Annotated in this window: 13 protein-coding genes; 5 read left to right on the forward strand and 8 right to left on the reverse strand. The window is 71.6% G+C overall.

The window, feature by feature from the left end; all coding sequences use genetic code 11:
- Window position 1: 1 nt before the first annotated feature.
- On the reverse strand, window positions 2-622 hold the full coding sequence (locus tag OG408_RS16850; protein WP_326670605.1) for a TetR/AcrR family transcriptional regulator: 621 nt from the start codon (window positions 620-622) through the stop codon (window positions 2-4).
- Window positions 623-746: 124 nt separating this feature from the next.
- Here OG408_RS16850 and OG408_RS16855 point away from each other — a divergent pair, with 124 nt between their 5' ends.
- From OG408_RS16855 to OG408_RS16865, 3 genes are all read left to right on the forward strand, one after another.
- Entirely contained in the window at window positions 747-1,451 is a 705-nt protein-coding gene (locus tag OG408_RS16855; protein ID WP_326670607.1) for a DUF998 domain-containing protein, read from the forward strand.
- A gap of 55 nt (window positions 1,452-1,506) precedes the next feature.
- Window positions 1,507-1,719 (forward strand): DUF4287 domain-containing protein, encoded by a 213-nt coding sequence (locus OG408_RS16860; RefSeq protein WP_266779926.1) that lies wholly within the window; start codon window positions 1,507-1,509, stop codon window positions 1,717-1,719.
- Window positions 1,720-1,780: 61 nt separating this feature from the next.
- Window positions 1,781-3,274, forward strand: coding sequence for a hypothetical protein (locus OG408_RS16865; RefSeq protein WP_326670609.1), 1,494 nt, complete (start codon window positions 1,781-1,783; stop codon window positions 3,272-3,274).
- Between the two features lie 16 nt (window positions 3,275-3,290).
- Here OG408_RS16865 and OG408_RS16870 read toward each other — a convergent pair whose 3' ends face one another.
- Window positions 3,291-4,136, reverse strand: coding sequence for an LLM class F420-dependent oxidoreductase (locus OG408_RS16870; protein ID WP_326670611.1), 846 nt, complete (start codon window positions 4,134-4,136; stop codon window positions 3,291-3,293).
- 96 nt (window positions 4,137-4,232) lie between these two features.
- Here OG408_RS16870 and OG408_RS16875 point away from each other — a divergent pair, with 96 nt between their 5' ends.
- Together OG408_RS16875 and OG408_RS16880 are read left to right on the forward strand one after the other, a co-directional pair.
- Complete coding sequence (locus tag OG408_RS16875; RefSeq protein ID WP_326670612.1) at window positions 4,233-4,577, forward strand: hypothetical protein; 345 nt, start codon at window positions 4,233-4,235, stop codon at window positions 4,575-4,577.
- A gap of 160 nt (window positions 4,578-4,737) precedes the next feature.
- Window positions 4,738-6,264 carry a CehA/McbA family metallohydrolase gene (locus tag OG408_RS16880; protein WP_326670614.1) on the forward strand — a complete coding sequence of 509 codons (1,527 nt, stop codon included), beginning with the start codon at window positions 4,738-4,740 and terminating at the stop codon, window positions 6,262-6,264.
- 28 nt (window positions 6,265-6,292) lie between these two features.
- Here the strand turns inward: OG408_RS16880 and OG408_RS16885 are convergent, their stop codons facing one another.
- The 6 genes from OG408_RS16885 to OG408_RS16910 all read right to left on the reverse strand — a co-directional run bounded on the left by OG408_RS16885 (window position 6,293) and on the right by OG408_RS16910 (window position 13,140).
- The gene (locus OG408_RS16885; RefSeq protein WP_326670616.1) at window positions 6,293-7,756 is read right to left on the reverse strand and encodes an aldehyde dehydrogenase family protein; all 1,464 of its coding nucleotides are present in this window, start codon (window positions 7,754-7,756) and stop codon (window positions 6,293-6,295) included.
- A complete protein-coding gene (locus OG408_RS16890) occupies window positions 7,753-9,492 on the reverse strand; it encodes an N-acyl-D-amino-acid deacylase family protein (RefSeq protein ID WP_266779932.1) in 1,740 nt (579 codons plus the stop codon). The genes OG408_RS16885 and OG408_RS16890 overlap by 4 nt, the downstream gene beginning before the upstream one ends.
- A 201-nt stretch (window positions 9,493-9,693) precedes the next feature.
- A complete protein-coding gene (locus tag OG408_RS16895; protein ID WP_266779933.1) occupies window positions 9,694-10,815 on the reverse strand; it encodes an LLM class flavin-dependent oxidoreductase in 1,122 nt (373 codons plus the stop codon).
- 124 nt (window positions 10,816-10,939) lie between these two features.
- A complete protein-coding gene (locus OG408_RS16900; RefSeq protein WP_266779934.1) occupies window positions 10,940-11,725 on the reverse strand; it encodes an SDR family NAD(P)-dependent oxidoreductase in 786 nt (261 codons plus the stop codon).
- A gap of 10 nt (window positions 11,726-11,735) precedes the next feature.
- Window positions 11,736-12,689, reverse strand: a complete 954-nt coding sequence (locus OG408_RS16905) for an LLM class F420-dependent oxidoreductase (protein WP_266779935.1) — start codon at window positions 12,687-12,689, stop codon at window positions 11,736-11,738.
- A gap of 151 nt (window positions 12,690-12,840) precedes the next feature.
- Entirely contained in the window at window positions 12,841-13,140 is a 300-nt protein-coding gene (locus OG408_RS16910) for a hypothetical protein (protein ID WP_326670620.1), read from the reverse strand.
- Window positions 13,141-13,235: the final 95 nt, after the last annotated feature.

Below are 13,235 nucleotides of genomic sequence, written 5' to 3' on the forward strand. Positions count from 1 at the left end.
GTCAGCGGTAGGCGGCCAGGAAGGCGCGGACTCCCTCGGCGGCGTAGTGGTCCAGCTCGGCCTGCGTGTGGCGGGGGCCGCCGTGGAACATGGCCTTGTTCACCGGGACCCACAGCAGCAGACCCGAGAAGTGGTGGGCGGCCAGGGCCGGTTCCTCGATGCGGAGCAGCCCTTCGTCCGCGAGCCGCTCGAAGGTGGCCGCCAGCGTGGCCAGGACCCGCTCGAAGCCCTGCCCGTACCAGGCCGCGCCGAGTTCGGGGAAGGCGTCGGCGTTGGCGATGACCAGGCGCCTCAGCTGGAGCACCTGGGGCTGTGTGAGCGCGTCGAGGAACCGGCGGGCGAGCCGGGTCAGGTTCTCGTCCAGGGCGTCGGCGTCGGACGGGATGTCCGCCACCAGGTCGACCATGCCGTCGATGCGGTCGCTCGTGGCGAGGATGATCTCGGCGAACAGCTTCTCCTTGTCGGAGAAGTGCTTGTAGACCGTCTGCTTGGACACCGCGGCCAGTCTCGCGATGTCGTCCATGCTCGTGCCGGAGTAACCCTTCTCCATGAAGGCGCTGGTCGCGGCCTCCATGATGGCCTGCCGCTTGCGCGCCGACCGGCCCTGCTCGGCTGCTTCCACGCCGCCTCCTCGCGCTGACAGTACTGGACAGTCCAGTTCTTCCATGGGTACTGTACCGTCCAGTTCCCATCGGTACTACACCGTCTAGTTCCCGTTACGGGTATCGACGGCCCAGGAGGACTGCATGACCGGGACCAAGACCGGGACCAAGACCGGAAGCAAGACCAGCGCCGAGACCAGAACCGACGCCGGGGCCAGGACCGGGACCCTGTTAGCCGGCGGCATCGTCGCGGGCCCGCTGTTCCTCGTGGCGAGCCTCATCCAGGGCCTGACCCGCGAGGGCTTCGACTTCACCCGCAACGCCTTCAGCCAGCTCAGCCTGGGCGGCCTCGGCTGGATACAGGTGATCGTCTTCCTGCTCACCGGACTGCTGGCCATCGCCGGTGCGATCGGGATGCGCCGCGTCCTGCGCGGCGCCCCCGGCGGGGTGTGGGCCCCGCGGCTGGTCGGCGTCTTCGGCGCCTCGTTCGTTCTCGCCGGGGTGTTCACCGCCGATCCCGGCGACGGATTCCCCGCCGGGACGCCGAAGGGGTCCAGCGGCTCGGTCAGCGCGCACGGAGCCGTTCACCTGGGCGGCGCCACCGTGGGTTTCCTCGCCCTGTGCGCCGCGTTCCTCGTCCTGGCCACGTACTTCGCCGACCGGGGACAACGCGGCTGGGCCCTCGCCTCCCGCCTCGTACCGGTGGGCGTCCTGGCCGGCTCCTCGGCCTCCTCCGTCAGCGTCCTGGCCTTCACCGCGGGTGCCGCCCTCGGCCTCCTGTGGCTCAGCGCGGTGACGGTCCGGCTGCGGGCCACGACGCCGCCAACCCAGCACACGCCGCAACGGTGACGGTCACCGACGCAACCACGACGACCGGCACACAGAAGAACGGGAAACTGACGACATGACCGAACCGGTAAAGGGCCCCGCGAGCTACTTCCCCTCGATCGAGAAGAAGTACGGCCGCCCGATCGCGGAGTGGAAGGACCTCGTCCGCTCCTCGCCCCTGACCAAGCACATGGAGCTCGTCTCCTGGCTCAAGACGGAACACGGCATGGGGCACGGACACGCCAACGCGCTCGTAGCCCACACCCTCGCCGAGGACAGCGCCGGGTAACGCCGGACAGTGCCGGGCAGCACCGGGCAGCACCGGGCAGCGCCCATGGGACCATCCGTCGGTGACTCCTGACGAGATATGGGACACGGCCGGTCCTGCGGAGCGTCGTCTGGCCGGTGTCGCGCTCAACCCGGCCGCTCCCGTCGACGTCCTGCTGCGGCTGCTCGCGGGCGGGCCGGCCGCCGTGCGGATGGTGCTGTGCCGGGACCGGGTACTGCCCGCTCCGGTGGTGGATGCGGTGGTGGCCCACCCGGACCGGAACACCCGCAGCTTCTTCGCCCGGAACCCGTACGCGGATCCGGAGCAGCGGGCGCGGCTGGTGGACGACCCGGAGTGGTTCGTCCGGGCGCACCTGGCGCACGAACCACGGGCCGACGACGTGTGTCTGCCCCGCCCGCTGCCCGACCGCACCGTCGTCCGGATGATCAAGACCTACGACGACGAGTCGCTTTCGGCGCTCGGCCGGCAGGTCTCCCCCGGTCTGCGGCGTGCGATGCCCACCCATCCGGAGGCTCGGGTCCGCCTGACGGGAACCAGCTCCTGGGATTCTCTGGCACCCGCGGTGCGGGCCGCTCTGCTGGCCGATCCGGATCCTGCGGTACGGGAGGCGGCCGCCCGCAACAGCCGGTGGCACGAACGGCTTCGCGACCCGGACGCGGTGCGGGAGGAACTCCCCGCGCACCACTGCCACGCACGCACGCACCTTCTGATGTACGGGGCGCTGGCCCCCGATGTCATTGCGGAGGCGCTGTCACAGAACGCGTGGCTGATCGCCGGCAACACCAGCACGCCCGCCGCGACCGTGGGCCTGCTGGCCGGACACCCCGATCCCGAGGTCCGCGCCCGCGTCGCCCAACGGCCCGATCTGGGACCGTCCGAGCGCCGTGCCCTCGCCGTCGATCCGGACCCGGCCGTGCGGCTCGCCCTCTCCGTGCATCCCGCACTGAGCGAGGCGCAACGGGCCGACATCGACTACGAGGTGACGCAGGAGACCCGCTATCCCCACACCCCGCCGTACGACCCGGCCTCGCTGCCCGGCCAGGAGGAGCTTCGCGGGCTCGCAGGGTCGGCGCACCCGCTCCTGAGGCGCAGCGCCGCCGGGGTCCCCACACTCCCCGCCGACCTGGTCGCGCGCCTCGCGGACGACACCGATCTCGGGGTACGGGTCCTGCTCGGCCAGAACCATCCCGACGCCCCGGCCGCACTGCTGCTGCGCTGCTTCCTGGAGTACACCGGCCCCGACCGGTGGCATCTCACCGGCCGGCCCCGCTTCCCCCGCACCGGGCTCGCAGGGTTCGCCGGTGACCAGGATCCCGAAGTCCGGCGTCTGGCACTGCTGGACACCGGACTCGCACCGGACACCGCCGACCGGCTCACCCGCGACCCGGACCGGCGGGTCCGCGCCGACGCCGCCCGCCACCCGCGGCTTCCGAGTGACCGGATCACCGCGCTGCTCGATGACGGCGAACTCGCGTCCCTGGCAGCCGCCAACCCGGCGCTGCCCGTCGCGACGATGCACCGGCTGATCGACGAGGCCGGGCAGCACGGGGCCTGACAACGTCCGGCCCCGGCTACAGGTACTCCGCGTACGCGTCCATCGTCCGCAGGACCTCCGCCTCGCCCGCCGGGGGCAGTTGGAGGACGACCTCCTCGATGCCCAGGTCCTCGTAGTGCGCCAGTTTGCCCGGGGTCGGCTGGACCGCGTACGGGACCACCTGGAGGTCCTTCGGGTCGCGTTCCGCCGATTCCCAGGCCGCGCGCAGCTTCGGGAGGGACTCCGACAGGCCCCGGCCGCCGATCGGCATCCAGCCGTCCGCGTACTCCGCGATGTGCGTGAAGAGCTTCGGGCCCGCCGCGCCGCCGATCAGGGTGCGCGGGCCGACCACCGGGCCGCGCGGCCGCTGGAACGGCTTCGGGTGGACGTGGCTCGCTTGCACCGAGCCGAACTCACCCTCGTACGCCGTGGGTTCATCGGCCCACAGGGCGCGCATCAGCGCCATCCGGTCGCGGCCGAGCTCCCGGCGCGTCGACCATGTCACCCCGTGGTCCGCGGCCTCCTCCACGTTCCAGCCGAAGCCGATGCCGAGGGTGAAGCGGCCGCCGGAGAGGTGGTCGAGCGTGGCGATCTGCTTGGCCAGATCGATCGGGTCGTGCTGGGTCACCAGGGTGATGCCCGTGCCGAGCGCCAGCCGTTCCGTCACCGCGGAGGCCTGGCCCAGGGCGACGAACGGGTCCAGGGTGCGGGCGTACTCGGGCGGCAGGTCGCCGCCCATCGGGTAAAGAGTTTCCCTGCTCACCGGGATGTGCGTGTGCTCCGGAAGATAGAGCCCGGCGAATCCCCGCTGCTCAAGCTGGTGCGCGAGCCGCACCGGTGTGATCGTTTCGTCGGTGAGGAAGATCGTCGTGGCGATCCGCATACAGGACACCTCCGTCGTTGTCTGGTGGCGGCTCAAACGTATGCCGTACGGTGCGCAAAGCCGAGACCTCGGCGACTTCGGGGGAGGTCAGTCATCATGATCCGTACGCGCACACGCACCGCGCTCACCGCACTGCTCCTGACGGGCGTGCTCATAGGCGGCGCACCCGCCGCGGAGGCGGCCGCGGCACCCGCGGTCTCCCGCACCGCGTCCGTGCAGAGCGCCGGGCACACGAGTGCGGGCGCCGCCGTCCACACCGGTGTGCGCGAGGCCGCGCACACGTACAAGAGCAAGAGCAAGAGTAAAAGCAAGAGCAAGAAGCGGCGGAAGCACGGGTCGAGCGGGTTCGGCGGCGGACTGATCCTGGGGATCGTGCTCGCCGTGATCGTCGTCGGCATCATCGCGTTCGTGCTCGTCTCGCGGGCCCGGCGCAACTCCTAGCCGAGCGCGGGGGCGGCCGGGCACTGGTCCGGGGCAACTCTCTTTGCCACAGCCGGATTTGCTCGGCTCGCCCTGCGTTCATGCCGCGTTCACGGGGCACCTTCACCGTGTCGGACACGGAGACCTCGTCTCGGTCCACGACGCCCAGGGGAGCCCTCGCATGCCCGCACCGCATCCCGCGCACCGCCCGATCGCCAGGCGCGGCCTGCTCGTCGGAACGGCCGCCACCGCCCTAACGTTGTCGACCGTGAGCTTCGCCGACGCCGATGCCGAGGACGACCGGGAGGGCGCGACCCGCACCCGTACCGTGCGCGGGGTCCTGCCCACCGGGTCGCCCGACTACGTCTACCTGCCCGTCGACGTGCCGCGCGGCATCGCGGAGATCGCCGTCTCGTACACGTACGAGAAGCCGCCCGTACCCGCCGGCACACAGGGCAACGCCCTCGACATCGGCATCTTCGACGAGCGCGGGACGGAGCTGGGCGGGCCCGGGTTCCGGGGGTGGTCCGGCGGGGCGCGCGGGAGCTTCTTCGTCCGGGCCGACGGGGCGACCCCCGGCTATCTCGCGGGGCCGGTACGGGCCGGGACCTGGCACGTCGTCCTCGGGCCCTACACCGTCGCGCCCGAGGGGCTGGCGTACGAGGTGACCGTCACCCTGCGGCCGGGCCCGGCCGGATCCACGCCGGAGCCCGGGTATCCGCCGGAGCGCGCCAAGGGGCGCGGGCGCGCCTGGTACCGGGGTGACTGTCATCTGCACTCCGTCCACTCGGACGGCAGGCGGACCCCGGCCGAGATCGCCGCCGCCGCCCGCGCGGCCGGGCTCGACTTCATCAACAGCAGCGAGCACAACACCACGTCCGCACACGGTGACTGGGGCGGGCTGTGGGGCGACGACCTGCTCGTCCTCACCGGTGAGGAGATCACCACCCGCAACGGGCACGTGCTCGCGCTGGCCACCGAGCCGGGGACCTGGATCGACTGGCGCTACCGGGCCCGGGACAACCGGTTCGGGCACTACGCCAGGGCCGTGCGCCGGGCCGGCGGTCTCGTCGTGCCCGCCCATCCGCACGCCACCTGCATCGGCTGCCACTGGAAGTTCGGCTTCGGCGAGGCCGACGCGGTGGAGGTGTGGAACGGGGCGTACACCCCGGAGGACGAGATCGCCCTCGCCGAGTGGGACAACTCCCTCGTCGCAGCCACACGTTCGGGCCAGGCGTGGGTTCCGGCCATGGGCAACAGCGATGCGCACCGGGAGCCGGACAAGGTCGGGCTCCCGCAGACCGTCGTGCTCGCCGACGAACTGTCGCGCGAGGCCGTCGTGGACGGCATCCGGGCCGGGCGCTCGTACATCGCCGAGTCCTCGGACGTCACCCTCGCTTTCGGCGTCTCGGGCGGGCGCGGGCAGCATGCCGGGATCGGCGGGCGGCTGCGGGTGACGGGTGACGACACCCCCGTCACCGTACGGCTGGAGGTCACCGGCGCTCCGGGCTGCACGGCCCACTTCGTCACCGACCAGGGCACGCTGTTCACGGCCACGCTCCCCCCGTCAGGGGCGGGGACGGTCCAATGGCGGACCACGCCGGCCTACGCCGCCTACGTCCGGGCCGAGGTCCGGCACCCGGTCACGGTGCCGGGACTGCCCGGAGCCCTCGCCGCGCTCACCAATCCGGTGTTCCTGGAGGGATAGGGCGTAGACCCAGGACCTCTCGTCCGGATCAGCCCGGCCAGACGATCGCCTGGAGTTCGCTGTACGCGTGCAGCGCGTACGAGCCGACATCGCGGCCGACACCGCTCTGCTTGAACCCGCCGAACGGGGCCTCCATGTTCCGGCCGATCGTGTTCACGCCGACCCCGCCCGCGCGCAGCCCGCGCGCGACCCGGAAGGCGCGGGCCACGTCGCCGGACCACACGTAGTCGATCAGGCCGTAGTCGCTGTCGTTGGCCAGCGCGACGCCCTCCTCCTCGTCGTCGAAGGGGACGACCACCACGACCGGTCCGAAGATCTCCTCCCGCACCACGCGCATGTCGTTGGTGCAGTCGGCCAGCAGCGTCGGGGCGACGTAGAAGCCGCGGCCGGTCGGGTCGGGGCGTTCGCCGCCCGTGACGACCCTCGCCCCTTCCTTGCGGGCCAGCTCCACGTACGACTCGACGCGGTCGCGGTGGGCGGCGGAGATGACCGGGCCGACGACCGTGCCCTTCGCCGTCGGATCGCCGACCGGCAGGTATCCGGCGTACGCGGTGAGCTTCTCGACCAGCGCGTCGTGCACGGCCCGTTGGACGAGGACGCGGGTCGGAGCCGTACAGATCTGGCCGCTGTAGAACGAGAACGTCGTCCCGATGCCCGCGACCGCCGAGTCGAGGTCCGCGTCGTCGAGGACGACGGCGGCGCCCTTCCCGCCCAGCTCCATCAGCTGCCGTTTCATGCTCCGGCCGCAGACCTCGGCGATGCGCTGCCCGACGGACGTGGAGCCGGTGAAGCTGACCATGTCGACGTCGGGCGAGTCGACGGCCGCCTCGCCCACTCCGGGGGCCGAACCGCTCACCACGTTGACGACGCCGGCCGGGACGCCCGCCTCCGCGAGGGCCTCGGCCATCCGGTAGACGGAGAGCGGGTCCTGCGGGGCCGGTTTCACCACGACCGTGTTGCCCATGGCGAGTGCGGGGGCGATCTTGCCTGCCGGGTTGGCCCAGGGGTTGTTGTACGAGGTGATGCAGGTGACGACGCCGACCGGCTGGCGGACGGCGAGCGCCCCGAAGATCCCGGCCCTGCCCATCGGCCCGGCCTCGTTGATCTGCGGCGGGATCGCCTCCTCCACCGGTTCCAGCGCTCCCTTCGCGTACCGCCGGAAGCGGGCCGCGCCCACGGCGACCTGCATGCCGCGGGCCGTTCCGGTGGTGGCGCCGCTCTCCGCCTGCGCGAGCGCGGCGTTGGCGGTGAAGTCGCGCTGCATCAGGCCGGCGGCGCGGTCGAGGATCGCGGCGCGCTCCTCGGGGCGGGTGCGGGACCAGGTGGCGAACGCGTCGCGGGCCGCGGCGGCCGCCTCGTACACCTGGGCGCGGCTCGCCTCGGGGGCGAGGCCGACGGTCTCCTCGGTGGCCGGGTTGACCACCTCGTAGTGGCCGTCGGCGGGTTCGGTCCACTCGCCGCCGATGAAGAGGCGTTGGGGTGAAGGGGTCACAGCGTGCTCACCGTCCGGGTGTCGCGGCCGGAGCGGAGCACCGTGCCGGGGACCGCGCCGGTCACCTTGTCGTCGCGCAGGGTCTCCACCCCGTTGACGCGGACCGACACGATGCCGAGCGCCTTGGAGTCCAGCCGGGGGCTGTCGCCCGGCAGGTCGTGGACGAGGGTGGCCGGGCCCGCGTCGATGCGTTCGGGGTCGAAGAGGACGAGGTCGGCGTGGAAGCCCTCCGTGACACGGCCGCGGTCGCGCAGACCGAACAGGCGGGCCGGGTCGTCGGTGAGCATCTTGACGGCCTGCTCCAGCGGGACGAGCTTGCGGCCGCGCAGGCAGTCGCCGATGAAGCGGGTGGTGTACGGGGCTCCGCACATCCGGTCCAGGTGGGCGCCCGCGTCCGAACCGCCGAGCATGACGTCCTCGTGCTCCCAGGTCCGCTGCCGCAGCGCCCACGAGTCGGGGTCGTTGTCGGTGGGCATCGGCCACAGGACCGTCCGCAGTTCGTCGGCGGCGCAGATCTCGACGAGGCAGTGGAAGGCGTCCTGGCCGCGCTCGGCCGCGATGTCCTTGACGACGCGCCCGCTGAGGCCTTCGTTCGCCTCGCTGTAGGTGTCGCCGATGACGTACCGGCCGAAGTTCGCGAGGCGGCGGAAGACGCCGGCCTCCTTGCTGTTGGCGCGGCGGAGCATCTCGGCGCGGGTGTCGGCGTCGCGGAGCCGTTCGATGCGCTCGGGGACGGGCAGGGCGAGGATGTCGCCCCAGCCGGGGATCAGGTTGAGGGCGCAGAACGTGCCGAGCGACATGTTCATCGGGGTGAGGATCGGCATGGTGAGCGCGACGATCCGGCCTCCCGCGCGACGGGCGCGTTCGCTGGGGATCAGCTGGCGCGGTACGCGTTCGGGGACGGCGGCGTCGATGGTCAGGACGTTCCAGTTGAGCGGGCGTCCGGCCGCGGCCGTCATGTCGACGAACAGGTCGATCTCGTCGTCGGAGAACTGGTCCAGGCAGCCGGCGACGATCGCCTCGATCTGCGTGCCCTCGTGTTCGCCGACGGCCCGGGAGAGCGCGAGGAGTTCCTCGGGCAGCGCGTGCCGGGAGGCGACCGGCTGTCCGTCGCCGTCGGCGTGGGTGGAGGACTGGGTGGTGGAGAGCCCCCACGCCCCGGCGTCCATCGCGTCGTGGAAGAGGGCGAGCATGGCGTCGAGTTGGGCGGGGGTCGGCTGTCCGCCGACCGCGTCGGCGCCCATGACGTGCCGGCGCAGGGCGCAGTGCCCGACCATGAACCCGGCGTTGACGGCGATCCGCCCGTCGAGCGCGTCGAGGTACTCGCGGAAGCTGGACCAGCTCCAGTCGACGCCCTCCTCCAGCGCCTTGAGGGCCATGCCCTCGACCCGCGACATCATGCGCCGGGTGTAGTCGGCGTCCTCGGGCCGGTCCGGGTGGAGCGGGGCGAGGGTGAATCCGCAGTTGCCGCCGGCGACGGTGGTGACGCCGTGGTTCATCGACGGGGTGGCGTACGGGTCCCAGAAGAGCTGGGCGTCGTAGTGGGTGTGCGGGTCGACGAAGCCGGGGGCGAGGACGAGGCCGGTGGCGTCCTCGGAGGTCGCGGCCTCCTCGGCGACGGTGCCGGGCTCCGCGACGACGGCGATGCGGCCGTCCCGGATGCCGACGTCCGCGCGGAAGGAGGGCCCGCCGGTGCCGTCCACGACGGTCGCTCCGCGGATGAGGTGGTCGAGCATGACGGGGTCCCTTCCGTGGTGTCCAAACGTGGTGTGCGCCGGGGTGCGCACGGCCGCGGTACGCACCCCGGCTCGCGGAGCGGCGGTCCGGGAAGACGCCGCCCGCAGATTGAGCCCCTCCGGGCCGCATCAGGCCCGGCCGGGCGATATCAGCCCCTCCGGCGATTGAGGAGCAGGGGTGCGGGGGCAGCGCCCCCGCGACTACGCCGCGTCGCGGAACCGCGTCGTCCGGTGCACCGGGTCCGTGTCGATCTTCGGGATCACGTGCTCACCGATCAGCTTGATCGAGTTCAGCGTGTCCTCGGGACTCATCCCGATCGGCAGCCCGAAGCTCAGCTGGTCCGCCCCGGCCTGCTCCCAGCGCCGGCACTGCCCCAGCACCTCGTCCGGGTCCCCGCAGATCATCAGCTCCTCGGCGATCAGCAGCTCGATGATCTCCTCCGAGTACTCCGGCAGCAGCTCCGGCCACTCCGGGATGCCGTCCGGCCGCGGGAACGTGTCGTGGTAGCGGAACAGCAGCGACTGGAGGTAGTTCAGCCCGCCGCCGACCGCGATCTCGACGGCCTTCTTGTGGGTCTCGGCGCAGATCGCCGTGGACGTGACCATGACGTTGTCGTTGACGAAGTCACCGATCGGTTCGGCGTCCTTGACCGCGTTCTTGTAGGACTCGACGACCCACTCCATGTCGGAGACCTTCTGCACGCTGAAGCCCAGCACGCCGAGCCCCTTCTTCCCCGCCATCGCGTACGAGGGCGGCGAGCCGGCCGCGTACCACATCGCCGGGTGCGACTTCCCGTACGGCTTGGGCAGGATCTTGCGCGGCGGCAGCGACCAGTGCTTGCCCTGGAAGCCGACGTACTCGTCCTGGAGCCACATCTTGGGGAACTCGGCGATGGTCTCTTCCCAGAGTTCCTTGGTGTGGTTCATGTCGGTGATGCCCGGCATGAACCCGAGGATCTCGTGGGTCCCCGCCCCGCGCCCGGAGCCGAACTCGAAGCGCCCCTCCGAGAGGTGGTCCATCATGGCGACCTTCTCGGCCACCTTCACCGGGTGGTTGACCGGGGCGAGCGGGTTGAAGATGCCGGATCCGAGGTGGATGCGCTCGGTGGCGTGCGCGAGATAGCCCAGGTACACATCGTTGGCCGAGAGATGCGAGTACTCCTCCAGGAAGTGGTGCTCGGAGGCCCAGGCGTACTTGAAGCCGGACTTGTCCGCCTGGATGACGTACTCGGTCTCCTCGATCAGCGCCTTGTGCTCTGCCCCGGGGTCGACCTTGGCCCGCGCGGCGGGCACATACCCCTGTACAAAGAGCCCGAATTCCAAGGGGGTTCACCGTCCTCAATCGTTTCTGACACACCGTCAGATTCTGATGCGTCCGACTGTTCCACCGACGCCCCGACCCGTCAATACCTGACGCTTCGTCAGACATGCGGGATGGGCGGCAAGGTCAGAACAGACTGACGCCCGCCAGCCAGCCGCCGTCGATGACGAACGGCTGCCCGGTGATGTACGAGGAGTCGTCCGAGGTCAGGAACAGCGCCAGGGCCGCCACCTCCTCGGGCCGGCCGATCCGCCCGAGCGGAACGAGCTTGCTGTAGTACGCGTCGAGCGCCTCCGAGGACTCCGACACGTCCGCGGCCGGGTCCAGCAGCGCCGGATTGCTCATCGCGGTGTCCACGGCCCCGGGGCAGACGGCGTTGACCCGGATCTTCTTGGCCGCCAGCTCGATGGCCGCCACCTTGGTGAGGCCCAGGACGGCATGCTTCGTCGCGGCGTACGCGCCCACGAAGGCCATGCCGGTCAGGCCGGTGAACGAGGAGGTGTTGACGATGGTCCCGCCCCCCGCGGCCTCGATCTCCGGCGCGACGGTCCTGATCCCCAGGAAGGCCCCCACCTGATTGACCTGCACCACCTGCTGGAACTCCTCCAGCGGCGTGGACAGCAGCTCGTTGAAGCGCAGGATGCCCGCGTTGTTGACGAGCCCGTCGATCCCGCCGAAGGCCTCCTTCGCCGCGGCGACGGCGGCCTGCCAGTCCGCCTCCACACTCACGTCCAGGTGCACGAAGAGCGCGTTCTCCTGACCCAGTTCCTTCGCGAGCGCCTCGCCCTGCTCGTCGAGCACATCGGCGATCACCACCCGCGCGCCCTCCGCGACGAAGAGCCGCGCCTCCTGCTCGCCCTGCCCGCGCGCCGCGCCGCTGATCAGCACGGTCCGGCCGTCCAGCTTGCCCATGGCCTGTCTCCTACCTGTCGAGGTGGTCGAGGTGAGGTGCGACTTCGGCGGCGAACGCCGCCATCTGATCAGTGAGTTCGGTCCGGCCGCGGCTGCGGAACCGCACCTGGATCTGGTGCACGCCCATGGCCGCGTACTCCCGCAGCGACTCGGCGATGGCCTCCGGCTTCCCGCTGAGCGTGCGCCGCCCCACGGACCAGCCCGGCTCCCCCACGTACAGCGGCTCGGTGATGGCACCGACGACGATCGGGTCCTCGACCCCCGCCTCCTCGCGCAGGGTGTGCAGCCGGGCGATCTGCGCGGGCAGCTTCTCCCGCGGGTCCCCCTGCGGCAGCCAGCCGTCCCCGCGCACGGCGGCCCGGCGCACCGCGGCGGGCGAGGAGCCGCCCACCCAGACCGGCACCCGTTGCTGGGCGGGCCTCGGCAGCTGCCCCAGCCCGGAGAAGGAGAACCGCTCCCCCGCGAACTCCGGGTACTCCTCGGGCCCGAGCGCGGCCCGCAGAGCGTCGATGGTCTCGTCGAGCACCGGGCCGCGCCCGTCGAAGTCCGCCCCGAGCGCCTCGAACTCCTCGCGCACGTGCCCGGCCCCGACCCCGAGGATCAGCCGGCCGCCGCTGAGGTGGTCGAGGGTGGCGTACTGCTTGGCGGTGGCCAGCGGATGGCGCAGCCCGACGACGGCGACATGGCTCATCAGCAGCACACGCTCGGTGACGCCCGCGAGGAAGCCGAGCGTGGCCACCGGGTCGTACCAGACGGTGCTCATCCCCTCCGCGAGCCGGCGCGGGATGGCGACATGGTCGCAACTGGCCAGATAGGTGAATCCGGCCCGGTCGGCGGTGCGGGCGATCTCCGCGAGGTCCGCGGGGGTGGCCGCGGCCTCCCACGGCTCCGCGTAGATGGCGCTCTGCGACTGGATCGGGAGCTGCATCCCGTACGACAGCGGTCCGGCGGGCAGTATCGGCACCGAACGGCCTCCTTCCCCTGGGTGACCCTGACACGATCTGACGGCTCGTCACATAGCAAGCGGGGTCATCGTCGTGCCTGACGCTTCATCAGGCAAGGGGTCGCAGGGCAGAAGGAGTTCGGGGACCGCAGATCGCGTTGTCGCCGCCGCATCAGAGCGACTGGACGCCCCACGACAGTGCGAGACCGGCCAGCGTGAGAAACAGCAGTGCCTGGGCTGCCATCGTGAGCCACAGCTTGCGGCGCCACGCGATCAGGGCGACCAGTGCCGGAGCGGCCACCGCCACGGCCGCCGCCCCCAGAGCCACCACCCACTCGCCGGAGCTCGTGCGGGGATAGTCCCCTCCGGACATGCTCGCTCCCAACACCCCCAGGGCCGCCAGGAGGCCGAGGAACAGACCCACCAACGCCGTCAGGACCGCCAGCGCCGCGTCCTCCCACATCGATCTCATACCGTGAGCCTGCACTCCCCGACGGGACCGGGCCTGAGTACCCGTACCCAGTTCCCGCCGGACAGGACTGCTCCACGGATCACTTTGTCGCGCCG

The organism is Streptomyces sp. NBC_01257, assembly GCF_035917255.1.
GTDB lineage: Bacteria > Actinomycetota > Actinomycetes > Streptomycetales > Streptomycetaceae > Streptomyces.

Coding starts and splice junctions, on each gene's coding strand:
- OG408_RS16880 (WP_326670614.1), top strand. CDS start 4,738: ATGCCCGCACCGCATCCCGCGCACCGCCCGATCGCCAGGCGCGGCCTG.
- OG408_RS16910 (WP_326670620.1), bottom strand. CDS start 13,140: ATGAGATCGATGTGGGAGGACGCGGCGCTGGCGGTCCTGACGGCGTTG.
- OG408_RS16860 (WP_266779926.1), top strand. CDS start 1,507: ATGACCGAACCGGTAAAGGGCCCCGCGAGCTACTTCCCCTCGATCGAG.
- OG408_RS16900 (WP_266779934.1), bottom strand. CDS start 11,725: ATGGGCAAGCTGGACGGCCGGACCGTGCTGATCAGCGGCGCGGCGCGC.
- OG408_RS16890 (WP_266779932.1), bottom strand. CDS start 9,492: ATGCTCGACCACCTCATCCGCGGAGCGACCGTCGTGGACGGCACCGGC.
- OG408_RS16870 (WP_326670611.1), bottom strand. CDS start 4,136: ATGCGGATCGCCACGACGATCTTCCTCACCGACGAAACGATCACACCG.
- OG408_RS16855 (WP_326670607.1), top strand. CDS start 747: ATGACCGGGACCAAGACCGGGACCAAGACCGGAAGCAAGACCAGCGCC.
- OG408_RS16875 (WP_326670612.1), top strand. CDS start 4,233: ATGATCCGTACGCGCACACGCACCGCGCTCACCGCACTGCTCCTGACG.